Here is a 23,552-nt window from a genome sequence, read left to right as displayed (position 1 = left end):
CCTGCTGCGCAGGATTTAGCAGCTAAAGCAGCGACTACATTCGTGCAAAGCCTTAAGCCTTATAGCGTTGTTTCTGCCTTTCTGTTCTAACCTAAGCGATAGTTACCCTGTTTACGTGGCTCGTATTAGGAGAGCGTATGAAACCCAGTTTATTGGTCGCATTGCAGCAGGCACAGCCGCTGGTGATTGTCGGAGCCGTGAATGCCTACAGCGCCATGCAGGCTGAACAGGCCGGCCACCGCGCCTTGTATTTATCCGGTGCCGGCGTTGCCAACGCTTCGTTTGGATTACCCGATCTGGGCATCACCTGCCTGAATGACGTGCTGGAAGACGCGCGTCGTATCACGGCTTCTTCCGATTTGCCGCTGCTGGTTGATGTGGATACCGGCTTTGGCGGCGCCTTTAACATTGCGCGCACCGTGCGTGAAATGGAGCGCGCCGGCGTTGCCGCGATTCATATTGAAGATCAAATAGCGCAAAAACGCTGCGGCCACAGACCCAACAAGGCCATAGTGCCACTGAGTGAAATGGTCGACCGTATCAAGGCGGCAGCAGATGCCCGCAGTCATAGCCGTTTCAACATAATGGCGCGCACCGATGCGCTGGCCGTCGAGGGCATGAACAGTGCCATTGAGCGGGCTCAGGCCTGTGTGGCCGCCGGCGCCGACATGCTGTTTCCCGAGGCCATGGAAACGCTGGCGCAATATCGCACTTTTTGCGCCCAAGTATCGGTGCCGGTGCTGGCCAATATTACCGAGTTTGGCAAAACGCCGCTGTTCAGCCAGTCTGAGTTGAGTGATGCCGGTGTGGCCATGGTGTTGTATCCGCTGTCGGCATTTCGGGCCATGAGCCTGGCGGCAGAACGCGTATATCGTGAGCTGCGGGTTCAGGGCCATCAGCGTGATGTGCTCGAACAGATGCAAACCCGAGAGCAGCTTTATCAGACACTTGGCTATCATGAATACGAGGCCAGGCTGGATGCCTTGTTTGCATCTTCTGCAGCGGATAACAAAAGAGGGACTCGGGATGATTAACAGCGAAGGACTACGAGGCCAAACGGTCGGCCAAACGGCGATCAGTACCGTTAAAACCACCGGCGCCGGTCTGGCCTATCGGGGGTATGACATCACGGATTTGGCCAACAAGGCTCAATTTGAAGAAGTGGCGTTTTTATTGCTGAAAGGCATGTTGCCCAATACCGGCGAGCTGGCAGCATTCAACAGCCGCCTGCAGGCCAATCGCGGTTTGCCCGCGGCGCTGCGTACCGTGCTGGAGTTGATTCCCGCCTCGGCCCATCCCATGGACGTGCTGCGTACCGGCTGCTCAATGCTGGGTAATCTGGAAACCGAAGCTCGGTTCAGTGAGCAGCAAGACGCCGCCGAGCGCATTCTCGCCTTGCTGCCGGCCATTATCTGCTATTGGTATCGTTACGCCCACGATGGCGTACGCATAGACACGGCGCTGGATGATGACAGTATTGGCGGGCACTTTCTGCATATGCTGCGCGGAGAGGCGCCACCCGAGTTGGATGTAAAAGTGATGAACTGCTCCCTGATCCTCTATGCAGAGCATGAGTTTAACGCCTCGACGTTTGCCGCCCGGGTGTGTGCCTCCACCCTGACGGATCTGCATTCGGCCATTACCACCGCCATTGGCACCTTGCGCGGGCCCTTGCACGGCGGCGCCAACGAAGCCGCCATGGCCATGATAGCCCAGTGGAACAGTCCGGATGAGGCCGAGCAGGCGCTGCTGAATATGCTGTCGCGTAAGGAAAAAGTCATGGGTTTTGGCCACGCGGTGTATATCAAACAAGATCCGCGCAATGCCATTATAAAATCCTGGGCCAAGAAACTGAGCGAAGCCGCTGGTGACCGCTTGTTGTATCCGATTTCGGAGCGAGTCGAAACAGTAATGGCGCGGGAGAAAAAGCTGTTTGCCAACGCCGACTTTTATCATGCCAGCGCCTATCACTTTATGGGTATTCCCACCAAGTTGTTCACGCCCATCTTCGTACTTAGTCGCGTTACCGGATGGGCGGCTCACATCATGGAGCAGCGAGCCCATAACCGCATTATTCGTCCCAACGCCGAATATACCGGGCCAGCGCCACGAGCCTGGTTGCCTTTGTCCAAACGCTAAAACAAAGCCAAGGAGCGGTAATGAGCAACAATGTTGAACATAACCACAGACCGAGACCGGATGCCTTACTGGTCACCATTGCCGATTATGTGGCCGACACCGTCATTCAGTCCGATGCGGCCTATACCACTGCACGTCTTTGTTTGATGGATACCCTGGGGTGCGGTTTGTTGGCGTTGCGCTTTCCCGAATGCACCAAGCATCTGGGCCCCATAGTGCCGGGCACTAGGGTAGCCCATGGCGCGCGCGTGCCCGGGACCACGCATGAGCTGGACCCCATTACGGCGGCCTTCAATATCGGTTGCATGATCCGCTGGCTGGACTTTAACGACACCTGGCTGGCCGCCGAATGGGGTCATCCGTCCGATAACCTGGGGGGAATTCTGGCGGTGGCCGATTACGTTAGCCGTGTGGCACTGGCCGAGGGCAGGGCACCGCTCACCATGCAAGATGTGCTGAGCGCCATGATCAAGGCCCACGAAATTCAGGGCGTGCTGGCGCTGAAAAACAGCTTCAACCGTGTGGGGCTGGATCATGTACTGCTGGTGCGGGTCGCGACCACCGCCGTGGTCACCCAGTTGCTGGGGGGCAGTAAAGCGCAGATTATCGATGCATTGTCGCAGGCCTGGGTCGATGGTTGTGCCTTGCGCACCTATCGCCACGCCCCGAATGCGGGCTCGCGCAAGTCGTGGGCCGCCGGTGATGCCACCGCTCGCGCCGTGCGCCTGGCCATGATCACCCTGAAAGGCGAAATGGGTTTGCCGTCTGTGCTCAGTGCGCCCAAATGGGGCTTTAGTGATGTCTTGTTCAAGGGGAAAACCCTCGAGCTGGCACAACCCTTTGCCAGTTATGTGATGGAAAACATCTTGTTCAAGCTGAGCTTTCCCGCCGAGTTTCATGCCCAGACTGCGGTAGAATGTGCGGTGCAGTTACATCCGCAGGTTAAAGAGCGAATAGACGACATAGCGCGCATCGAGCTCACTACCCACGAATCTGCCATTCGTATTATTTCCAAGGCCGGCGAGCTGGCCAACCCCGCCGACCGGGATCACTGCCTGCAATACATGGTGGCGGTGGCCTTGTTGTTTGGTGACCTGGTCGCCGAGCATTATGAAGACGAGTTCCACATGCAGGAGCCGCGGATTGACTGGTTGCGCGACAAAATGCAGGTCACGGAAGACCCAGGCTACAGCGCCGATTATCTACAGGCAGACAAACGGGCCATCGCCAATGCCGTTCAGGTATTTTTCAACGACGGCACCCATACCGACAAGGTAGCCGTGGAATATCCCATCGGGCATCGTCGCCGCCGTGCCGAAGGCATCCCCGTGCTGGAGCAGAAGTTTATCCGTAATCTGCAGACTCGATTTCCGCCGGCCCAGTGCCAGCGTATCCTGAGCATATGCCAGGATCCACAACAGTTCGCCACCCTGGCGGTAAACGACTTTATGGCATTGTGGATGATTAACTAGAAGACAGGGCAGAGCAGGGCAATATCAGGGGCGAGCCGAGAGGTTCGCCTCTGATAGTAAACGTTTGGTAGTCAGCGTATGGCGCTATATCAAGCCTCTATATAGGCGGCCAGTAGCGCCAGCAAGGCGGGATAAAACTGACTGGCGGTGTCGGTTTGCCGGGCTCGTGTGGCTAGCGCGGGCAGCCAGCTGGCGAGCTCTCCACTCACAAATCGCGCCACATTGGCTTCCGCCTCCGGGGTGGGGTCCAGCGCCAGCCGGCGATAACTCTCGGCCAGATAATCGAGCATAATCGCCACATGGTCGGTAGGCTCTTTAAACTGCTCGTCTACCGCATAACCGGCCGCGGCCAATCGCTGCTGCATACGCTGGGCGCTGGGGCCATTAAAACGGCCCTCGTCCAGATACAAAGAGGCGTAGGGCGCAGAGCTGTGGCGGGCATCGCTTAAAAACAGGCTGGCAAAGTCCGCCGCCAGCTCCAACCTTGGTTGCTCCAGTACCGACAGCCCGGTAATGGCGTGTTCCAGGGCATGCACCGACTCTGTCAGCTCGGGTAATAACGCCAGTTCTTCCAGCAAGGGCGCCGCATCACCGGCCATATAGGCCTGCAGGGTTGTCGAGTCCAGCTCGGCCGACAGCAGGGTAGCAAACCATTGGCATAACATGGCCTGGTGCTGATAATACTCGGCCACCAGTTGCTGCTCGGGCGTGAGCCTGGGAGACTTGTCTGAGGGCAGACTGATGCCTGCCGTATTATGTTGGGTCATGTTTACCTCGGGTTATATATCGGTTCAGGCATCCACCAGCCTAGGTCCACCAAAGGAGGTGACTGGCGGCACCGGGCCGTCAAACACTTCTATCTCTACCAGGCAGGTATTGGCGCTGGGGGCCTGCGCGAGGCGAGAGGTGCCCACATCCAGGGTCAGGGTATTGGGGTCACCATAGGTATCCAGTGCGCCTATGCTGGCATCGGTAGGGCCATACCAGGCACCTTCCTGAATGCGGATCACCCCGGTTGGAAAGTGATCCGACACCACGGCACCGGCCAACAGCTGGCCACGGTCGTTAAACACCCGCACCACGTCACCGTCGCTGATCCCCCGCGCCTTGGCATCGGCGGGGCTTAAATAGACCGGCTCGCGCCCCTGTACGGCATAGGTGGCACGATATTCATCCGACTCACACATTTGCGAGTGCAGGCGTTTGTCCGGGTGTACCGACTGTAACCATAACGGATATTTATCCGAGCCGGGGCCCCCGTGCGAGCGCTCTGTCTTTTCCATCCAGATGGGGTGCTGCTGACAATCGTCGTAGCCATAGCTGCCAATTTTGCGGCTGCTGATCTCGATAAAGCCCGAGGGCGTACCCACCGCGTTCACTTCAGGATCTTCCCGGAAGCTGGCATGGCGCACCCAGTTTTCGCCGGGGCCAAAGTCCACATAACCGTCTTTCCAGAATTGCTCGAATTCGGGCATCTCATACTTGCCCTCGTTCGCCTTGCGACAGTCGTCATACAGCTCTTTCAGCCACTGAAACTCGTCCTTGTTTTGCGTATATTCATTGTGACGACCATAACGACGGCATAAATCGGTAAAAATATCGAAGTCGCTGCGCGAATGAAACAGCGGATCCACCAGCTGGTGCATGGCCAGTACACCTCGCTTGGCATAGGAGCCATACACGTCTATGTCGTTGCGCTCAAACTGGGTACAGGCGGGCAGCACCAGATCCGAGAAGCGGCAGGTGGCATTCCAGGAATAATCGATGGTGACCACGGTTTCCAGCTCGTAAAACGCCCGCTTCATGCGGTTGTGATCCTGATGGTGGTGCCAGGGGTTACAGCCGCTGAAAATCGACATTTTAATGTCGGGGTAGGTCACTTCACTGCCGTTGTATTGCAGCTTGCCGCCTGGCTCCAGAATACAGTCAATCCAGCGCGCCACCGGAATAATACGGCTGGCGCCCTTGAAATCGGTATTGTTGTGTACCGGCACCTTGCCCGGATCCAGGTTGCGGGGAAAGCCACCCGGGGTGCTGGCGTTGGTGGCCGGCACGCCAATCGAGCTGTAATGGTGCGCATAACTGATGCCGCCGCCGGGCAAACCGATTTGCCCCAGCATGGCGGCCAGTACCGCACCTGCCCAGTAAGGTTGTTCGCCATGTTGCTGGCGCTGAATGGCCCAGCCAAAAATAAGCTGGGTGCGATCGGCGGCCAGCAAGCGGGCAAACTCACGGATCTGGTCGCTGTCGATGCCGCAAATGGGCGTGGCCCATTCCGGCGTCTTTTCTATCTTGTCGTCCCCTTTACCCATTACATAAGCAATAAAGGGCTCAAAACCCAGGGTATAGGTATTGAGGAAGGTGTCGTCGTGCAGCTGCTCGCTATACAGGGTGTGCGCCAGCGCCAGCATAAAGGCCACATCGCTTTGCGGATTGATATACAGTTGTTCGCAGCCCAGATAACCCTGGGTTTTGGTTTGCACCGGATCGATACTGATCACCTTGATATCACCCGCCGCCACCCTGGCTTTCAACTGCTCCAGATATGCGTAGGCTTCGTGGGTTTCACAGTTCCAGCCCACTTGCAGGTTTTTATAGGGGTCGTTGGCCCACAACACCAGGGTTTTGGTATTTTCCAGGATCAGCGGCCAGGAGGTGCCCTGATCGTAGACTTCGGTGGAGCCCAGTACATACGGCAGTATTACCTGGCCGGCACCGGTAGAGTAGTCGCCAACCTTGCTCACGAAGTTGCCGTGCAGGTTCACGGCGCGCTGCATGTGACTGCCGCAGCTGTGAAACTGACCGGTCTGGCGCCAGCCGGTGGCGCCGGCATAAAGGCCTGATGGCCCGTAGGTAGTTTGCACTCGCTCCAGCTCTTCATGAAACAGATCCAGGGCTTCATCCCAGGTCAGGCGCACAAAGCGATTGTCGCCGCGCTGTTTGCGGTCGCTGTGTTGGCGGTTTTTCAGCCAGTCCAGCCGCGCCATGGGGTAGCGAATACGCGAGGGGTTATAAATCAGCCCCTTGATGCCGTTGATCATGTCGGTGGGGTATTTGTCTTTTTCAAACGGCTTGATGTCGGCCACCACGCCGCCTTTCACCAGCGCCTTGACCGCGCCCCAGTGAGAGCCGGCCATGCGCCAGGTGCCTTCGGCAGATACGGCGGCCTGGGCGGTGCGTACCAACAGGCTTTGGCCGATCAGGGCCGCCGCCGAGCTGGCGGCCAATCCTTTAAGAAAATGTCTGCGTGAAATTGCCATGTCTTTGCCTCGTCAACGTCGTGATCAGTGTGCGCCGTCGGCGTAGTCTGATGAGTGTTTCTGCAGGTACTTGAGTACCAGCGCCTGGGTGTCCGCATCCATATTGGTAAAGCCGACCATACCGGCAAACATGCCCGGCCAGGTATTGGCGTCAAAGTGAGCCTCGGCGGGCTGCGCGTGACACACACTACAGGAGGTACGGTAGGTGTCGCGGGCATAGCTCCAGATGTCTTCGGCTTCGGGCAGCAGGGCGCCGGCTTCGGTCCACAGCTCTATGGTGACTTGTTCCCAGGGCAGGCCGGTTAACTCATCCACCTTGGCCGGAGCCAGCACTTTCACCAATTGCTCGTTTTGTGCCACTTCTTTTTCCAGCACCAGATTGGTGATGTTCATACCAAAGTCTTCATAAAATACCCGGCCAAAGCCTCGGGTTTTACGCCATGACGGCACGGCAAGCTTGATGGCATCGTCTTTTTTCTCGACCAGTGTCACGGGGGCGGCGGCTTCCAGTTCACCGGCTGCCTGGGTCAGCTGTTCGTCCAGATACAGGGTTACGGCCTTAACCGCATAATATTGCTCTCCCTCGCTGGGCTTGAGGCTATGAGCGCGCTGTTCCAGCTGGTCGAGCGCGGGGTCTTTAAAGGTCATTTGCTCGGGAAGATGGTGGGCGATGCCTTTATGACAGTCGATACAGCTTTGATCCCGTTCGGCGGCCGGCTTCATGAAACGCTTGGCCTTCTCGGACATAACCTCCCAGTTCATACTGTTGTAGTCATGGCAGTTACGACACTCCAGCGAACCGTTGGCGGAAAAACGCGCCCATTCGTGCTGTGCCAGCTCCAGGCGCTTGTCGAGAAATTTTTCGCGGGTATCTATGGTGCCAAACACCTTGCCCCACACTTCTTTACTGGCCTGCATCTTGCGGGCAATCTTGTTGGTCCAGTTGTGCGGCACGTGGCAGTCGGGGCAAGTGGCGCGCACGCCCGAGCGGTTGGACCAGTGAATGGTCTCCTGCAGCTCCTGATAGACGTTGTTTTCCATCTCGTGACAGCTAATACAAAACTGCTCGGTATTGGTGGCTTCCAGTGCGGTATTAAAACCACCCCAAAAGATAACGCCGGCAACAAAGCCGCCTATGGTCAGCACGCCCAGGCTGATATGCACCGAGGGACGTCTGAGGGTATTCCAGAATTTTTTTATAAAAGTCAGCATGTTCGTTCTCACATCAGGTTCCAGAGGAGCGGTTGATTATTATCAGACGCCATGTCCTGGTGGGCCGAAAATGATCTGTATAAACCACACAATAAAGCCATAGCCCGCCACCGTGAGCACACTGAGTAATGGGATCAGCACTATGGTGAGTAGTAAAAAGGTGCGCCATTCCTGGCGACGAGAGGTGGGATAGTTGATTTTATTCATAATGATATCCTTGACCTTTTAAATAGCGTACTGCTACGTAAAGTCACTGCTTTGAACCCAGAATCAGAATTTACGCCACGTCAGTCATGCCGTAGGTTGGCTGATGTTACCCTGAAAAAAATCATCCTGGATTGATCTCAATCAAGGTATGGCCAGCTATTCATAGTCTATGAAAGCATCAATCAGGGGGTTTCCCCGCCAATCGCTGCCTCATCATTGCCAAAGGGGTCTTTTGAGTCGATAATTTGCGGTACTTTTATCTTGATGGCAGATCCCCATGCTGGACAATTATTTCAAACTTAAAGAATTGGGCACCAATGTGCGCCAGGAAGTGGTGGCAGGCATTACCACCTTCTTGACCATGGCCTACATTATCTTCGTAAACCCCGCTATTTTATCGGAAGCCGGCATGGATTATGGCGCCGTATTTGTCGCCACCTGTCTGGCCGCCGCCATTGGCTGCTTTATCATGGGATTATGGGCCAATTATCCGATTGCCCTGGCGCCGGGCATGGGTCTGAATGCTTTTTTCACCTATACAGTGGTGTTGACCGAAGGGTATAGCTGGCAAAGTGCGCTGGGGGCTGTGTTCTTTTCCGGCTGTATTTTTGTGCTGCTGAGTTTGTTCAAGGTACGAGAGTGGATCATCAACTCCATTCCCGGCCCGTTGAAAATCGGCATTGCCGCCGGTATCGGTTTGTTTCTGGCGCTGGTCGGTCTCAAGAATGCCGGTATTATCGTCGATAACCCCGCCACCCTGGTGGGCCTGGGTGATATCACCAGCCTGCCGGTGCTGCTGGCGACCCTGGGCTTTTTTCTGATCATCGGCATGGCGGCACGGGGCTGGCGCGGCGCCGTGATGATTGGCATCTTGATTATTACCGCGCTGGCGGTACTGCTGGGGGATGTGGAGTACAACGGGGTGATGTCGACGCCGCCGTCCATCCTGCCGACCTTTATGCAGCTGGATATTGCCGGTGCCTTTAATATCGGCATGCTGTCGGTGATATTTGCCTTTTTGTTTGTCGATTTGTTCGATACTTCCGGCACCCTGATTGCCGTGGCACAGCGCGGTAAAATGCTCGACGAACAAGGTCGCCTGCCGCGTCTGGGGCGTGCCTTGCTGGCCGACAGTACTGCCTCTATTGCCGGCTCGGTGCTGGGTACTTCCACCACCACCTCTTATGTTGAAAGTACCGCAGGTGTAGCCGTGGGTGGTCGTAGTGGCTTAACCGCCGTGGTCACCGGCTTGCTGTTTATTGCCGCCTTGCTGTTTTCGCCACTGGCCGGCATGGTGCCTGCGTATGCCACCGCCGGTGCTCTGGTGTATGTGGCCGTGCTGATGATGGGCCAACTGAGTCATCTGCACTGGGATGATATTACCGAAGCCGTGCCCGCCGTAGTGGTGGTGGTGATGATGCCGTTCTCGTTTTCTATCGCCAACGGTATTGCCTTTGGTTTTATCAGCTTTGTGGCCGTTAAAGTGCTGGCAGGGCGTTACAAAGAAGTGAGCCCGGTAGTGTGGGCCCTTGGCGCCTTGTTCCTGGTGAAGTTCGCCTTCGGGGTCTAGCTAAAAGCAGCGCCGAGCACCAAGTGCCCGGCGTTGATAATAAAAAACCCCGCGGTTGCGGGGTTTTTGCTTTCTTACACCAGAGTGCTGCCTGCTTAGAAGTCGGCGTGGCGCGGGGTACGGGGGAAGGGGATAACGTCACGTACGTTGGCCATGCCCGTTACGTAAGCCACCAGACGCTCAAAGCCTAAGCCAAAGCCGGAGTGGGGCACGGTGCCGTAGCGGCGCAAGTCACGATACCAGCCGTAGTCTGCCGGGTTCAGGCCCATTTCCACCATGCGTGCGTCCAGCACTTCCAGTACTTCTTCACGCTGAGAGCCACCGATGATTTCACCAATGCCCGGTGCCAGTACGTCCATGGCGGCCACGGTTTTGCCGTCCGGGTTCAACTTCATGTAGAAGGACTTGATGTCTTTCGGGTAGTTTTTCACCACTACCGGTGCCTTGAAATGCTCTTCGGCCAGATAACGCTCGTGCTCGGAAGACAGGTCGATACCCCATTCCACCGGGAACTCGAACTTTTTGCCACAGTTTTGCAGTATTGCAACGGCATCGGTGTAATCCACCTGGGCAAAGTCGGTTTCCACAAAGTTTTGCAGGCGGCTAATGGCGTCTTTATCCACACGCTGGGCGAAGAAGTTCATGTCATCCATACGCTCGGTCAGTACGGCGTTGAACACATACTTCAGCATATCTTCAGCCAGCTTGGCAATATCGTTCAGGTCGGCAAAGGCCACTTCGGGCTCGACCATCCAGAATTCGGCCAGGTGACGGCTGGTGTTGGAGTTTTCGGCTCTGAAGGTAGGGCCAAAGGTATAAATCTTGCTCATGGCACAGGCGTAGGCTTCACCGTTCAGCTGGCCGGATACCGTTAAAAAGGTTTCCTTGCCAAAGAAGTCTTCACTAAAGTCGATGTCGCCCTTGTCGGTGCGGGGCAGGTTTTGCAGATCCAGCGTAGAGACGCGGAACATCTCGCCGGCACCTTCACAATCGGAGGCGGTGATCAGCGGAGTCGCCACCCAGGAATAGCCATTTTCGTGGTAAAAGCGGTGAATGGCCTGTGCCAGACAGTTACGTACCCGGGTGACGGCACCCATCATATTGGTGCGCGGGCGCAGGTGGGCATACTCGCGCAAATACTCGATAGAGTGGCGCTTGGCCGCCATCGGGTAGCTGTCGGGATCTTCAACCCAACCAATCACCTTGACGTCGGTCGCTTGCAGCTCAAAGTCCTGGCCCTGACCCTGAGAGGCGGCGACGGTGCCGGTAACCTCTACCGAACAGCCGGTGGTTAACCGCACCACTTCAGACTGATAATTCTCGACGCTATTGGGCACCACGGCCTGCACCGGATTAAAGCAGCTACCATCGTGAATGGCCAAAAACGAAATACCCGCCTTGGAATCACGGCGGGTACGAATCCACCCCTTAACGGTGAGGGTGGTACCAACGGGGTATTTACCCGCCAGCACATCAGTAACGGATGCGTGGGTCATGTAAATCGCTCTCCAGCGTTAACTAATATCGGCAACAGCCGATAGACTATATAGGTAAGGTGGCTAATGTTACCCGTGTAAACTCAGGACTCAAGCAAAAAGTTGAAGCAGGAGGTAGCCATGGCACCACAACGGTTGGATTGGCTGAGCAAGATGCTGGTTACTATGACGGTAGGCGGCTGGGGCCTGTATATTATTCTGCTGGTGTTGTTTCATTATGGCCGGCCAGAACAAGACTTTGGCTACTTGCGTTACCAGGACATTGCCGTAAGGACCGAATGGCTTGCTTTGCACAGTTTTTGGTTTCATGCGGGGGTGTGGGGGGCGCTGGGGCTGGCAGTGACCACCTTTACCCTGGTACATGTAAAAGGGCGGCATCATTTGCAGTTTCTCAAGATATATCTGGTGATGCTGGCCATGGCTGCTGTGCTCACCTTGCTGCTGGTTGTTTTTTCATCGCGTTGATATTCAACAGTTTGCTACAAGAACCCGTAGCGCAATGTGTTATTATTGCGCTACTTTTTCTTCACCGGCAGCGCCGTGGCTGCAGCAAGGCTACATTCTTTATGACGCAACCCTTTGTTTCAGAGCAAGCTCGTCCCTATCAAATTGCGTTAACCCATTATCTTGCTGATATTCCAATACGGCGTTTGATATTCAAGCGTTTTGTCTTGCTGTTGTTGTTGTTCAGCGGCCTGTTTCTCGCTTTAGCCGGGCCCATCTATTGGCAATATGAGCAAAAGCAACAAGAGCACATGCTGGCCCAGGAAGAAACCTCTGTGGTGGCAGCCACCCAGATGATACAGAAAGAAATGTATGAACAGCTGCATCTGCTGGAGCTGTTAAAAAACTCCCCCGCCATGATTGAGTACCTAAGCAGTGGCAATGCGAGTGATCGCATCCGCCTTGAAGTGTTGTTTAAAAATGCCGCCACCACCTACAACCGATTTGATCAAATCCGCCTGCTGGATAATTCCGGGCACGAATTAGTGCGGGTGAACATGCCCGGTGACGAGGCCCTGGCGGTTGCCGTGGAAGAGTTGCAAGACAAGTCGCAACGTTATTATTTTCAAGAAGCCAAGGCATTGGCGGTAGGGCAGGTGTTTGTTTCGCGCATGGATTTGAACGTAGAGCAGGGCGTGATTGAGCAACCGCACAAACCCATGTTGCGTTTTGTCACCCCTGTGCTGGATGCAAACGGTGACAGAATGGGAGTACTGATACTCAATTATCTGGCACAAGGTATGTTGGAGCGGTTTCGTCTGCAAATGTCCCGGCGTATTGATCAGCAAGGCATGCTGCTTGACCCACAAGGGTATTGGTTAAGTAATCATGAACGCAGTAATGAATGGGGGGCCGATTTGGGCAAGCCTCATCATAACTTTGCAACTCTGTATCCCGAGGCCTGGCCTAGCATCGCCGATAAAGAGTCGGGAGTGGTAGAAACGGAGCAAGGTCTGTTCCGTTTTCAGAGTATTTATCCATTTGATTTCACCCTTCGTCAATGGTCTCATTTTCGGGCTCGGCAAGGGCCGCTGTTGTCTGCTGCTTCCATCGATAATACCGCCTGGAAGTTGGTGATATTTTTACCCAAAGAAGTGATTCAGGCCCAGTCTGTTTTGTATCAGCCGTTGGGCCGTACCGTGCTGGCCCTGATACTGGTCAGTTTAGGAGGGATGGCCTGGCTGCTGGCCAGCATTAGGGTACAAAAACAGATGCGCCGCCGCTACCACCAAGCCGTGACGGCAGAGCTGAGTGATCTTTACGAGCATGCGCCTTGTGGTTATCACAGCCTGGACAGCAAGGGTCATTTTATTCGTATCAACCATACCGAGCTGGAATGGTTGGGCTATCACCGAGAAGAAGTCATAGGCCAGCCCTTTGTGCAGTTTTTGACCCATGATAGCCAGCAGCGCTTTAATGAATTTTTTGCGGCACTTAAAACCGAACAAGAAATAGACAATATCGTATTGGAAATGCAGTGCAAAGATGGCTCGACCTTTTATGTGTCTACGTCGGCCACTTCGCTTAAAGATCAAAAAGGACATTTCGCCATTGCGCGTACCAGTGTGTTTGATATTACCGATCGTATAAAACTGGAAAAGAAACTGGAGCTGTTAGCCAACCTTGATACCTTGACCAACATCAGTAACCGTCGCCATTTTTATGAGCGAGGTGAAATGGAGTTTCAACGGGCGGTACGTTATCAACATGCGCTGGCGTTACTCATGTTTGATATCGACCACTTTAAACGGGTGAATGACACCTACGGCCATGACGGTGGCGATATCGTGCTGAAACAGCTCGCCAGTACCGTGCAAGACAGCCTGCGCGACCTGGATGTGTTTGCCCGTTTTGGCGGAGAAGAGTTTATTGTTATGTTGCCCGAGCTCTCGACAGAGCAAGCAAGCATGGTCGCCGAGCGCCTGCGCCAACAAATCGCCGATATGCAGATAATCTTGTCTGGCGGCGAGACGATTACCATTACGGTGTCTATCGGGTTTGCCATGTTGACCCCCGACGATAAGCAGCTCGACGCTCTCATCAAAAAAGCCGACCTCGCCCTCTATCAAGCCAAAGACCAAGGCCGCAACCAGGTGGTGGAATACGACCCCTCTGGGGAGCGCTAAACCGTGCGTTTGGCGTGATGTTTTATGCCGGGATCCTGACGCACGTCAGGAGCTCGCTCTGGTTCTTAGACATAAAAACGAGATACCGGGGCAAGCCCGGTATGACGGCAGAATACAACAGACTGTGTGGGTCTTTAGCTGGGCGCTTGGCGTGGTTTACCTTTCACACACCGCCAGCATGGCCTGGGTCAGCTTGCTCAGCTGTTCCGGGGTAATAATGTAAGGCGGCATCACATACAGCAGCTTGCCGAAGGGGCGTATCCAGACGCCCATGGCCACCAGCTGTTGCTGCACCCTGGCCACATCCAGCGGCTGGTGCAGCTCAATCACGCCTATGCCGCCCAATACCCGTACATCCGCCACACTCGGCAAGCCTGCCGCCGGTGTCAGCTCTCTCGTTAACTGTTGTTCAATGGCGCCAATGCGCGTCTGCCAGGGCGAGCTTAACAGTAGTTTCAGACTGGCGATCGCCGTGGCACAGGCCAGCGGATTGGCCATAAAGGTCGGGCCGTGCATCAGCACACCGGCCGGGCCATTGCAGATGGTATTGGCCACGTTTTGTGTGGTAATGGTCGCCGCCATGGTCATGTAACCGCCGGTCAGCGCCTTGCCGATGCACATGATGTCCGGCGCTATGTCGGCCCATTCGCAGGCAAACAGCTTGCCGGTGCGGCCAAAGCCGGTGGCAATCTCATCCACAATCAACAACACATCAAATTGATCACACAAGGCACGCGCGCCTTTCAGATATTCCGGATGATAAAAACACATGCCGCCAGCCCCTTGCACGATCGGCTCCAGCACCAGCGCCGCCAGCTCGTGGTAGCGCTCGGCCAGCAAGGCTTCCAGAGGTGCCAAGTCTTGCGGATCCCAATTGCCACCAAAGCGACTGGTCGGGCTTTCTATAAACACATGCTCGGGCAAAAAGCCTTTGTACAGGCTGTGCATGCCACCGTTGGGGTCGCACACGCTCATGGCACCAAAGGTGTCGCCATGGTAGCCCTTGTTCAGCGCCGCAAACACCGTTTTGGGCGTGCCCTTGCCATGCCAATACTGAATGGCCATTTTTAGCGCCACCTCTACCGACACCGATCCCGAGTCGGCCAAAAAGAAGCGATCCAGCCCCGCAGGTAAAATATCGGTGAGAGCACGGCACAGGTTAATGGCGGGATCGTGAGTCAGGCCGCCAAACATTACATGAGACATCCTGGTCAGCTGATCGTTAATGGCCGCATTGAGCTCGGGCACATTATAACCGTGTAAACAGGCCCACCAGGACGACATGCCATCAATCAATTGTTTGCCATCGGCGAGCTGTAAATGTACACCCTCGGCACGTTCCACGGCATAACAGGGCAGAGGCAGAGTGAGGGAGGTGTAAGGGTGCCATAGATGTTGCAGATCGAATTCGGCATTGCTCAAGGCCATCGGGGCATGGATATTATCAGATGGGTTGCTCATATAATAATCAGTTGTAAATGTGGGTTGGTATTTGTGATTGACAGGCTAGCACTGGTGCTTACACTAGCCAACAAAAATACCGCCTAACCATCGCGGAACCCGCACCGCGAACAAGAAAGGAACCAGGCCATGAGCCAACTTCACTGGAGCCGTGAGCAAGTGCTTGCGTTGTTTGACCGTCCGCTGTTCGACTTGCTGTTTGAAGCCCAGCAAGTGCACCGTGCCCACTTTGATGCCAACGAAGTGCAAGTGAGCACCTTGTTGTCCATTAAAACCGGTGCCTGCCCCGAAGACTGCAAATATTGCCCGCAAAGTGCGCGCTATAACACCGGTCTTGAAACCGAACGACTGATGGAAATGGAAAATGTGCTGGAGCGGGCCAAAGAGGCCAAGGCCAATGGCTCCAGCCGGTTTTGCATGGGCGCGGCCTGGCGCAACCCCAAAGAACGCGACATGCCCTATTTGGTAAAAATGGTGCAAGAAGTGAAATCCCTGGGGCTGGAAACCTGCATGACCCTGGGCATGCTCAATGATAATCAAGCCGACCGCCTGGCCGAGGCGGGCCTGGATTATTACAACCATAACCTGGACACCAGCCCCGAATTCTACGGTGACATCATCACCACCCGCACCTATGCGGATCGCTTGAATACCCTGGAAAACGTGCGCAACTCCGGCATGAAAGTCTGCTCCGGCGGCATAGTAGGTTTGGGTGAGAGCTCGGAAGACAGAGCCGGCCTGTTGCAAGCACTGGCTAACCTGCCACGCCAGCCAGAAAGTGTGCCCATCAACATGCTGGTGAAAGTAAAAGGCACGCCGATGGAAAACCAGGAAGATCTGGACGATTTCGATTTTATTCGCACCATCGCGGTGGCGCGCATCTTGATGCCAAAAAGCCATGTACGCTTGTCTGCCGGTCGCGAAAAAATGAACGACCAAATGCAGGCCATGTGTTTTATGGCCGGTGCCAACTCCATCTTCTACGGCTGCAAGCTGCTCACCACCCCTAATCCGGATGAAAACAGCGACATGCAATTGTTCAAGCGCCTGGGTTTACGCCCCAGCGGCGTCAGCCAAAAGCCGGATGAAATGGCCGAAATTGAACTGCATGAACAAATTGCCGCCCAGGCCGAACCCAAGCCCCTGTATTACGAAGCTTAATCGTAGGGTCGAATTCATTCGACCAATGGCGTCGCACGGCGGTTGACTTGGTCCATTGAAATGGACCCTACGACTTGCGTGGCACCTCGCCGCCGTTCTGGTGTTTTGTAGCCGGCGCTTTAGCTGCCGGATCAGACGGTGCCGAATCATCAGGCATCGCACCGCCGGTGGGTTTGCGCCAGCTAAAGCGGCGCCTACAGATTAGCTAAACACCGGTATTGTCGTTTTGTTAACAGAGATGAAAACATGCCTTTTAACCTGAGCCTGAGCGAGCGTGAAGCGGCGGGTCTGAAGCGCAGCCTGCCGGTGATCGAACGGGTCGGCGGGCGGCAACTGTGGGCCAACGGCAAAGGCTATCTCAACTTTGCCGGTAACGATTATTTAGGTTTGAGCCAGGCCCCCGAGCTGATCAAGGCCGCCGATATGGCTGCCCGTGAATTTGGCGTGGGGGCCGTGGCCTCGCCGCTGGTGGTCGGGCATCAGGCGGTTCACCGAACGCTGGAAAGTGAGCTGGCCGACTGGCTGGGACTGGAGGCGGTGATGCTGTTCAGCTCGGGTTTTTCCGCCAATCAGGCATTGATTAAAGCCTTGCTCAGCAAAGAACACATCCTGTGGCAAGACAAGCTCAATCATGCTTCGCTGCAAGAAGCCGGCCTGTTAAGCCCGGCCCGCATGCAGCGTTTTGCCCATAACGACATGGCCGCCCTGGCTGCCAGGCTCAAGCCGCAGTCGGGGCTCATCGTGTCCGAAGGCGTGTTCAGCATGGACGGCGACCAGGGGGATTGGCAGGGCTTGAGTGAGCTTGCCGAGCAAAGCGGTAACTGGCTGATGATAGACGATGCCCATGGTTTGGGCGTGTTGGGCCAGCAGGGGCGGGGCACCTTGAGCGAGCAGGGCGTAGCCCCCACAAAAGTACGGATACACATGGGCACCTTTGGCAAGGCATTGGGAGTGAGTGGTGCCTTTATTGGCGGCAGTCAGGCGCTCATTGATTACTTGCACAATCATGCCCGCAGCTATGTGTACAGCACCCACTTGCCGCCGCCGCAAGCTGCCGCCATTCTGGCTGCCGTGCGCCTGGTACAAACGGCCGATGACAAACGCGAGCTGTTGCAGCAACGCATTGCTCAGTTTCGTCAAGGCGCGGCGCAGCTGCCGTTTAGCTTAATGCCGTCTTGCACCGCCATTCAACCCCTGGTGATCGGTGATGAACAGCTCACTTTGCAGCTCGCTGACCGTTTGCGCGAACGGGGCTGTTGGGTAGGGGCAATTCGCCCACCCACCGTGCCCAAAGGCTCGGCACGGCTGCGCATTACCCTCAGCGCCGCCCACAGCCAAGCGGATATCGCCGCCTTGCTGAGCGCACTGCAAGAGAGCGTGAAGAGTGAAGCCTAGTTTCCATGCGCACAACGGAGTGATGATGACGGCGGGTTTTCTGTAGGGTGCCGCTTTAGCTGGCACTCCCGTCTCAGCGGGAATGTTTAAACCATCCTGCTTCGCAGAACCCGCAGCTAAAGCGCGGGGCTACAGGGTGCCATATTTTGGGTTTGATATTTTGCCGTAGGCGTAAACCTCTTTGTCACTGAGTCCACATGAATTATGCGATATCATTTATGCCTATAAGCACGCCGTTAATAAACAAGCAAAAGGTGGCCAGTGCCTTTGGCCGCGCCGCCCACAGCTATGAGCAGCATAACGAACTGCAGCGCCGCTCTGGCAACGCCTTATTAGCCCTGCTTAGTGCCGAACAGCCCGAACACGCGTTACTGGGGCTGGATTTAGGCTGTGGCAGCGGCTGGTTTGCACCCGCCCTTAAACAAAAGGCCGAGCAGTTGCTGGCGCTGGACTTGTCGCCTGCCATGCTGCAACAGGCTCAGGGCAAAGCAGACATTGTGCCTCTGTGTGCCGATATGGACACCCAGCCGCTGGCCGAGCACAGCCTGGATTGGATTTTTGCCAACCTGTGTCTGCAATGGAGTGCCGACCCCGCCGCCTGGCTGGCCAACTGGAGCCGTCGGCTCAAGCCTGGTGGGGTGCTGGTATTTGCCACCTTGATTGAAGGCAGTCTGTTTGAGCTGGCCGAGTGTTGGCAACACCAGGGGCAGCCCAGCCCCGTCAATCGCTTTATCAGCCACAGCAAACTGGAGCAGCACCTGGCGGCCACCGGCCGGCGCTGGCAGTGCCAGGCGGCTACCGAGCAACTTGCCTATCCAAACCTGAAAGCGCTGCTGCTGGATTTAAAAGGCATAGGCGCTAATCGCGTGAATGACGAGCGGCGCAGCGGCCTGATGGGCAAACACACCTGGCAGCAACTTAATTTAACCTATCCTGTAAATAATCAAGGCCACTGCGTGGCGACTTATCGGCTGGCATACGGAGTAATTTATGGCTAACACCTTTTTCATCACAGGCACCGACACCGAGGTGGGCAAAACCCTGGTGACACAGGCATTGATGCTGGCGGCCATTGAGTCCGGGCGCAAGGTTCTGGGCTACAAGCCGGTGGCCTCTGGCTGTGATCTTATTGACGGCGAGCTGAAAAACAGCGATGCCCTGATCCTGCAGGCCACGTCTTCTATTAGCTTGCCCTATGCCATGCACAATCCCTATGCCTTTGCGCCTGCCATTGCTCCGCACATAGCGGCAGCCCAGGCTAACGAACCCATCAGCCTGGCGCATATCAGTGAAGGGCTGGGTCGATTAAAAGAAACCGCCGCCGACTGGATTTTTGTGGAAGGCGCCGGGGGGTGGCGGTTGCCTGTTAACGATCAGCAATATTTATCCGACTGGGTCAAAAAAGAACATTTACCGGTCATTTTGGTGGTTGGTGCACGGCTGGGCTGCATTAATCATGCGCTGCTCACACTGGACGCCATTCGTCACGACGGTTTGGTGGTAGCCGGCTGGGTGCTTAACCAGGTGGATCCCAACATGAGTCATTATCAGGCCAATGCCGAAAGCCTGAAACAGCGCATCAAGGCGCCGTTTTTGGGCGAGATCCCCTGGCTGGGTGACGAGGTCAATGAGAGCGTGCATAACTTTATCGATATTGCGCCCCTGATAAAATAATTCATAATCAACATCTTGAATTTCGCGCATTCGGACATATTATGTCTGAAGACTCTTTGATTAAGGAAAACTATGAAACGCATTCTGTTGTTTATCGCTACCAATCTGGCCGTGGTGCTGGTGCTGGGTGTGGTGCTGAACATTGTGTTTTCGATGCTGGGCATCAGCCGTAACAGCGTTGGCGGCTTGTTGGTGTTCTGTGCCGTGTTTGGTTTTGGTGGCGCTATTATTTCGCTGCTGATCTCTAAATGGATGGCCAAGCGCAGCTACAACGTACAGGTAATAGAGCAGCCCCGTAATGAAATGGAACACTGGTTGCTCAGCACGGTCACTCGCCAGGCACAGCAGGCCGGCATCGGCATGCCGGAAGTGGGTATTTACGACTCAGCCGACATGAACGCCTTTGCCACCGGCGCCAGCCGCAACAGCTCGCTGGTCGCGGTTTCCAGCGGCCTGATGTACAGCATGAGCCGCGACGAAGCCGAAGCCGTACTGGCCCACGAAGTCAGCCACATTGCCAATGGCGACATGGTGACCATGACCTTGCTGCAAGGCGTGGTGAATACCTTCGTGATGTTCTTTGCCCGTATTATTGCCAATATCATCAGCTCCACCATGAACCGTGACGGTGAAGAGGGCGGCGGCCTGGGTGGTATTGCCTACTTTGGCGTGGTGATGGCACTGGAGCTGGTGTTCGGCATTCTGGCCTCGATCATTGTGATGTGGTTCAGCCGCCACCGCGAATATCGTGCCGACGAAGGCGCGGCCCGCCTGGTGGGCAAAGAAAAAATGATTTCTGCACTGCAGCGTTTGGGCCAGGGCTCGCAAGCCGAGCTGGAAGGCTCATTGGCGGCTTTTGGTATCACCGGCCGCGGCAAGAGTGAGCTGTTTATGAGCCACCCACCGCTCGAAAAACGCATTCAGAGCTTACGCGAATTGCGTTAAGCCACTTCATTGCACTTGAATAGCGCAATAACCCGGTAGTTATGATTTTAGCCCCAGCTTGCTGGGGCTTTTTTGATCTTGCAGAACGGTGTTCCTGACCAAGATTAGGCTCAGGGTGTTTTATCTTAATCTTTATGTAGCTGCTGCTTTAGCTAGCAGTCCCGTCTCAGCGGGATGTTGTGATGTTACAAAGGAGGCGATACAAAACGGGGTAAGCCTAAAAAATAAATAAATTTGAATGTAAGGAATATTTTGCTTCTAATGGCGCTTATAAATAAAAATAAAGCAGCACGCCATGATAAAAACCACAACAGAGCGCCGTTTTTGGCTGATTGAGTTATTGGCCAATTGGGAAGGCCGCATCACCAATGGCCATTTACAACATTATTTTCAGCTAGGCCGACAACAAGCCAGCAAGGTGATTAACCAATATCAGGATGCATATGCTGATCAATTAATGTATTGCGCATCAGCGAAAAGTTTTTTGCCCACCCCAACATTCAAGCCTGAATACATCAGTATTGATGTAGCGGAATACCTGAACTGGATCAGCGGCCAAAGTGCCCACCTGCCATTGGCGGATGATAAATATCAGCTGGCCCATGCCATTCTTGCTCCGCCAGCGCGCAAGGTCAGCCCCCATATCATGCGCCCCCTGGTGCAGGCTATACGCCAGGGCGAACGGCTGGAAGTCGACTACGGCGCCGTGAGTAATCCCGATAACGGCGGGCGTATTATCGTGCCCATTCGCTTCGTTAACACCGGCCGCCGCTGGCACCTGCGCGCCTGGTGCGAAAAAGCCCAGGATTACCGCGACTTTGTACTCAGCCGCTTGCACGGCATCCCCAGTCCAGAGGGCAAGTGCCTTGGCCCCTTGCCCGCAGATACCGCCTGGCAAACCCAGCTCACCCTGCGCTTTAAACCCGATCCCCGTTTAACAGATGCCCAACAAGCTGCCCTTATACACGACTACGACATGACCAATGGCGAATTAATCCTCACCACCCGCGCCGCACTGGCCCATTATTTATTACAGGAAATGCAGGTAAATATAAAAATGCTCGACGGCAACCCCGCCGCTCAGCAATTGATTCTGCTTAATCACGATGAAATAAAACCCTGGCTATTTACTTGATCCATCACAACCTGTCGCCTCAGGCGACATGTTTATATGTACAGCGTTGCACCTAGTCAGAAAAGTAAGCAATATCTTAAAATATTTGTTGAAGGACCAATATGAATGCCACAAGAAAAGCGTGTTGAATATTATGCTCACTCAGTAGAGAGAAAACCGAAAATACGCTGGCAAACATTAGAAGAGCATTTGCACAGTGTTGGTGATTTGGCCGCAGATTTTGCTGATGCTTTTAGCGCTCGAAATCATGGTAAAGTAGCAGGGCAGCTGCACGACTTAGGTAAATACACCCAAGAGTTTCAAGCAAGGCTTGAAGGCATCCCTTTACCCATAACTCAGCCCAATAATTCCTTGGTATCTTGTATGGCACGGACCATATCATGACAACGCTCAAGACCCTGCCACAGCGTTTGTAACCCGGGTTCACCGTCTCCCTTACGCCCTAAAAAACCGCCATAAGATGCCACCAAGTGGATGATGGCTCTGAGCGTCGGCGGATTCTGGGGCGGGGTTTTTCGTAACGTCGACGCGTATATGATCCGCCACTCATCGGGGTCAAAAACAAGTTCACAGCTCTGCTCAGGCACCACGCGATTGAGCCGCATCAAATACATCACTCGCCAGGCGACAACCATCTTGAGTACCAGTAGCCGCTCCAGTTTCTCCCGGCTACGCAGCTGCATCGACTCTACCTGACAACCACTTTTTAAGGTTTTGAAAAACAGTTCAATATCCCAACGACACAGGTACCAATTCAGCAGTTCCTGAGCGCCCGATAGCGCCTCTACCTGGATATTGCTGAGTAGCATCCAACTGACCGGTGTCGCCCCGGTTGGAGCGTTTGGCTCTTCTGCCAGTACCACAGTGATCGGCAGCTGCTGCTGTTTTAATACCACCCGGGTGGCGCGGATATGCAGAGTCACTGGTCTGGCGGGACGCTTTCTCCCTTTGGGCAAAATAAAGCTGACCTCACCTAAGGCTGGCACTGCGGCGACCGCCTCCTTGAGTTTACGTCCATCCGCCAGCTTGCGATTATGCTTGCCTCTGATCAGGTAATCGATATTAGGTGCGGCAGCATGTTCTTGATAGATAGTGAACAGATCGGCTTCCCGATCACCGACATACACCAATCGAGTATCAGGCAGCTGTTGTTTTAATTCACTGATACGCTGATAGCCTTCCAACCAGCGTTCACTTTCCTTCGGTTGGTGACCATCGCGCGCCCACATCCAGGCATCGGTGGAGCCCAACGGCAAGCGCTCCGGCGTCACCATCAAGGTCGGGTGAAGGTACATACCGCGGCGGGCATCGTAGTTCAGTTTTCCCAAGCCCTCGGCCTTGCGACCATTGAAATCCAGTTCAGTGGTATCTTGCAGACACAGCACGGTGTTGTGCTCTGCCGCGCGCGCCAGGGTGCTATCCCAATGGGGCTGGAGCAAGTTTTCCCAGCTAATATCCTGCTCAAGTAAACGATAGGTTGCCTTGGTCTCGCTCCAGCCACGGCAAGCCGCAGTGATACTCTTGCCTGGTTGACTGGCCAGAGTGTCAACGACCTTGGCCAACCGTTGATTTAACCGCTCATCCCCCAAATCTGCCGTGGCAAACTCCTTCTCAACCCAATTCGTCATGTCACCCGCCGCTACGTTTGTTGTTCACTGGCATTGATGATGCTCATTCAAGGACTTATGGGTAAGCAGTACGGCATAACCCATGTGGATCTATAATTTCTACATATAGCTACATTCGGGAGCCTGCCATGAAACGGAACTTGTTAGGTCAGTCACTCACGGCCGAA

Annotated in this window: 20 protein-coding genes; 13 read left to right on the top strand and 7 right to left on the bottom strand. The window is 54.9% G+C overall.

Annotated features, from left to right (window positions below; all coding sequences use genetic code 11):
- The first annotated feature begins 137 nt into the window (after nt 1-137).
- From prpB to IEW52_RS09640, 3 genes are read left to right on the top strand one after another with little or no spacing between them, the layout of a single operon-like run.
- On the top strand, nt 138-1,034 hold the full coding sequence (gene prpB, locus IEW52_RS09650; RefSeq protein ID WP_188629867.1) for a methylisocitrate lyase: 897 nt from the start codon (nt 138-140) through the stop codon (nt 1,032-1,034).
- Entirely contained in the window at nt 1,027-2,139 is a 1,113-nt protein-coding gene (prpC, locus tag IEW52_RS09645; RefSeq protein WP_188629866.1) for a bifunctional 2-methylcitrate synthase/citrate synthase, read from the top strand. Before prpB ends, prpC begins: the two co-directional genes overlap by 8 nt.
- 20 nt (nt 2,140-2,159) lie before the next feature.
- Nucleotides 2,160-3,611: a bifunctional 2-methylcitrate dehydratase/aconitate hydratase gene (locus IEW52_RS09640; RefSeq protein WP_188629865.1), complete on the top strand. Its 1,452-nt coding sequence runs from the start codon at nt 2,160-2,162 to the stop codon at nt 3,609-3,611.
- A gap of 89 nt (nt 3,612-3,700) precedes the next feature.
- Here IEW52_RS09640 and torD read toward each other — a convergent pair whose 3' ends face one another.
- The 4 genes from torD to napE are packed head-to-tail and all read right to left on the bottom strand — an operon-like array spanning nt 3,701 to nt 8,290.
- Nucleotides 3,701-4,378 carry a molecular chaperone TorD gene (gene torD / locus IEW52_RS09635; RefSeq protein WP_188629864.1) on the bottom strand — a complete coding sequence of 226 codons (678 nt, stop codon included), beginning with the start codon at nt 4,376-4,378 and terminating at the stop codon, nt 3,701-3,703.
- Between the two features lie 24 nt (nt 4,379-4,402).
- On the bottom strand, nt 4,403-6,871 hold the full coding sequence (gene torA / locus IEW52_RS09630; protein ID WP_188629863.1) for a trimethylamine-N-oxide reductase TorA: 2,469 nt from the start codon (nt 6,869-6,871) through the stop codon (nt 4,403-4,405).
- A gap of 24 nt (nt 6,872-6,895) precedes the next feature.
- Complete coding sequence (torC, locus tag IEW52_RS09625; protein WP_188629862.1) at nt 6,896-8,083, bottom strand: pentaheme c-type cytochrome TorC; 1,188 nt, start codon at nt 8,081-8,083, stop codon at nt 6,896-6,898.
- A 42-nt stretch (nt 8,084-8,125) separates the two neighbouring features.
- Complete coding sequence (gene napE, locus IEW52_RS09620) at nt 8,126-8,290, bottom strand: periplasmic nitrate reductase, NapE protein (RefSeq protein WP_188629861.1); 165 nt, start codon at nt 8,288-8,290, stop codon at nt 8,126-8,128.
- A 277-nt stretch (nt 8,291-8,567) separates the two neighbouring features.
- Here napE and IEW52_RS09615 point away from each other — a divergent pair, with 277 nt between their 5' ends.
- Nucleotides 8,568-9,860, top strand: coding sequence for an NCS2 family permease (locus IEW52_RS09615; protein WP_188629860.1), 1,293 nt, complete (start codon nt 8,568-8,570; stop codon nt 9,858-9,860).
- 95 nt (nt 9,861-9,955) lie between these two features.
- Here IEW52_RS09615 and asnS read toward each other — a convergent pair whose 3' ends face one another.
- On the bottom strand, nt 9,956-11,356 hold the full coding sequence (gene asnS / locus IEW52_RS09610; protein ID WP_188629859.1) for an asparagine--tRNA ligase: 1,401 nt from the start codon (nt 11,354-11,356) through the stop codon (nt 9,956-9,958).
- A 120-nt stretch (nt 11,357-11,476) separates the two neighbouring features.
- On the opposite strand from asnS, the gene IEW52_RS09605 reads away from it, so the two are divergent.
- Together IEW52_RS09605 and IEW52_RS09600 are read left to right on the top strand one after the other, a co-directional pair.
- Complete coding sequence (locus IEW52_RS09605; protein ID WP_188629858.1) at nt 11,477-11,821, top strand: hypothetical protein; 345 nt, start codon at nt 11,477-11,479, stop codon at nt 11,819-11,821.
- Between the two features lie 101 nt (nt 11,822-11,922).
- Nucleotides 11,923-13,986, top strand: coding sequence for a sensor domain-containing diguanylate cyclase (locus tag IEW52_RS09600; protein WP_188629857.1), 2,064 nt, complete (start codon nt 11,923-11,925; stop codon nt 13,984-13,986).
- 156 nt (nt 13,987-14,142) lie between these two features.
- On the opposite strand, the gene bioA is transcribed toward IEW52_RS09600, so the two are convergent.
- Nucleotides 14,143-15,408 (bottom strand): adenosylmethionine--8-amino-7-oxononanoate transaminase, encoded by a 1,266-nt coding sequence (gene bioA, locus IEW52_RS09595; RefSeq protein WP_188629927.1) that lies wholly within the window; start codon nt 15,406-15,408, stop codon nt 14,143-14,145.
- Nucleotides 15,409-15,576: 168 nt separating this feature from the next.
- On the opposite strand from bioA, the gene bioB reads away from it, so the two are divergent.
- The 7 genes from bioB to IEW52_RS09560 all read left to right on the top strand — a co-directional run bounded on the left by bioB (nt 15,577) and on the right by IEW52_RS09560 (nt 22,141).
- Nucleotides 15,577-16,608, top strand: coding sequence for a biotin synthase BioB (bioB, locus tag IEW52_RS09590; protein ID WP_188629856.1), 1,032 nt, complete (start codon nt 15,577-15,579; stop codon nt 16,606-16,608).
- A 246-nt stretch (nt 16,609-16,854) separates the two neighbouring features.
- Nucleotides 16,855-18,003 carry an 8-amino-7-oxononanoate synthase gene (gene bioF / locus IEW52_RS09585; protein ID WP_188629855.1) on the top strand — a complete coding sequence of 383 codons (1,149 nt, stop codon included), beginning with the start codon at nt 16,855-16,857 and terminating at the stop codon, nt 18,001-18,003.
- A gap of 218 nt (nt 18,004-18,221) precedes the next feature.
- Nucleotides 18,222-19,001 carry a malonyl-ACP O-methyltransferase BioC gene (gene bioC, locus IEW52_RS09580; RefSeq protein WP_188629854.1) on the top strand — a complete coding sequence of 260 codons (780 nt, stop codon included), beginning with the start codon at nt 18,222-18,224 and terminating at the stop codon, nt 18,999-19,001.
- Nucleotides 18,994-19,677: a dethiobiotin synthase gene (gene bioD, locus IEW52_RS09575; protein WP_188629853.1), complete on the top strand. Its 684-nt coding sequence runs from the start codon at nt 18,994-18,996 to the stop codon at nt 19,675-19,677. Before bioC ends, bioD begins: the two co-directional genes overlap by 8 nt.
- Nucleotides 19,678-19,749: 72 nt before the next feature.
- Nucleotides 19,750-20,622, top strand: a complete 873-nt coding sequence (htpX, locus tag IEW52_RS09570) for a protease HtpX (protein WP_188629852.1) — start codon at nt 19,750-19,752, stop codon at nt 20,620-20,622.
- A gap of 295 nt (nt 20,623-20,917) precedes the next feature.
- Nucleotides 20,918-21,757, top strand: coding sequence for a helix-turn-helix transcriptional regulator (locus IEW52_RS09565; protein ID WP_188629851.1), 840 nt, complete (start codon nt 20,918-20,920; stop codon nt 21,755-21,757).
- Between the two features lie 105 nt (nt 21,758-21,862).
- Nucleotides 21,863-22,141, top strand: coding sequence for a CRISPR-associated endonuclease Cas3'' (locus tag IEW52_RS09560; RefSeq protein ID WP_188629850.1), 279 nt, complete (start codon nt 21,863-21,865; stop codon nt 22,139-22,141).
- On the opposite strand, the gene IEW52_RS09555 is transcribed toward IEW52_RS09560, so the two are convergent.
- Nucleotides 22,093-23,385 carry an IS4 family transposase gene (locus IEW52_RS09555; protein ID WP_188629849.1) on the bottom strand — a complete coding sequence of 431 codons (1,293 nt, stop codon included), beginning with the start codon at nt 23,383-23,385 and terminating at the stop codon, nt 22,093-22,095. The two genes, IEW52_RS09560 and IEW52_RS09555, sit on opposite strands and share 49 nt — an antisense overlap.
- Between the last annotated feature and the right edge of the window lie 167 nt (nt 23,386-23,552).

The sequence above is a fragment of the Oceanisphaera marina genome (assembly GCF_014643915.1).
Classification (GTDB): domain Bacteria; phylum Pseudomonadota; class Gammaproteobacteria; order Enterobacterales; family Aeromonadaceae; genus Oceanimonas; species Oceanimonas marina.
This window is presented reverse-complemented; position numbering and strand designations above follow the sequence as displayed.

Excerpts from the sequence above, each read along its gene's own strand:
- prpB (WP_188629867.1), top strand. The coding sequence starts at position 138 with ATGAAACCCAGTTTATTGGTCGCATTGCAGCAGGCACAGCCGCTGGTG.
- prpC (WP_188629866.1), top strand. The coding sequence starts at position 1,027 with ATGATTAACAGCGAAGGACTACGAGGCCAAACGGTCGGCCAAACGGCG.
- IEW52_RS09640 (WP_188629865.1), top strand. The coding sequence starts at position 2,160 with ATGAGCAACAATGTTGAACATAACCACAGACCGAGACCGGATGCCTTA.
- torD (WP_188629864.1), bottom strand. The coding sequence starts at position 4,378 with ATGACCCAACATAATACGGCAGGCATCAGTCTGCCCTCAGACAAGTCT.
- torA (WP_188629863.1), bottom strand. The coding sequence starts at position 6,871 with ATGGCAATTTCACGCAGACATTTTCTTAAAGGATTGGCCGCCAGCTCG.
- torC (WP_188629862.1), bottom strand. The coding sequence starts at position 8,083 with ATGCTGACTTTTATAAAAAAATTCTGGAATACCCTCAGACGTCCCTCG.
- napE (WP_188629861.1), bottom strand. The coding sequence starts at position 8,290 with ATGAATAAAATCAACTATCCCACCTCTCGTCGCCAGGAATGGCGCACC.
- IEW52_RS09615 (WP_188629860.1), top strand. The coding sequence starts at position 8,568 with ATGCTGGACAATTATTTCAAACTTAAAGAATTGGGCACCAATGTGCGC.
- asnS (WP_188629859.1), bottom strand. The coding sequence starts at position 11,356 with ATGACCCACGCATCCGTTACTGATGTGCTGGCGGGTAAATACCCCGTT.
- IEW52_RS09605 (WP_188629858.1), top strand. The coding sequence starts at position 11,477 with ATGGCACCACAACGGTTGGATTGGCTGAGCAAGATGCTGGTTACTATG.
- IEW52_RS09600 (WP_188629857.1), top strand. The coding sequence starts at position 11,923 with ATGACGCAACCCTTTGTTTCAGAGCAAGCTCGTCCCTATCAAATTGCG.
- bioB (WP_188629856.1), top strand. The coding sequence starts at position 15,577 with ATGAGCCAACTTCACTGGAGCCGTGAGCAAGTGCTTGCGTTGTTTGAC.
- bioF (WP_188629855.1), top strand. The coding sequence starts at position 16,855 with ATGCCTTTTAACCTGAGCCTGAGCGAGCGTGAAGCGGCGGGTCTGAAG.
- bioC (WP_188629854.1), top strand. The coding sequence starts at position 18,222 with ATGCCTATAAGCACGCCGTTAATAAACAAGCAAAAGGTGGCCAGTGCC.
- bioD (WP_188629853.1), top strand. The coding sequence starts at position 18,994 with ATGGCTAACACCTTTTTCATCACAGGCACCGACACCGAGGTGGGCAAA.
- htpX (WP_188629852.1), top strand. The coding sequence starts at position 19,750 with ATGAAACGCATTCTGTTGTTTATCGCTACCAATCTGGCCGTGGTGCTG.
- IEW52_RS09565 (WP_188629851.1), top strand. The coding sequence starts at position 20,918 with ATGATAAAAACCACAACAGAGCGCCGTTTTTGGCTGATTGAGTTATTG.
- IEW52_RS09560 (WP_188629850.1), top strand. The coding sequence starts at position 21,863 with ATGCCACAAGAAAAGCGTGTTGAATATTATGCTCACTCAGTAGAGAGA.
- IEW52_RS09555 (WP_188629849.1), bottom strand. The coding sequence starts at position 23,385 with ATGACGAATTGGGTTGAGAAGGAGTTTGCCACGGCAGATTTGGGGGAT.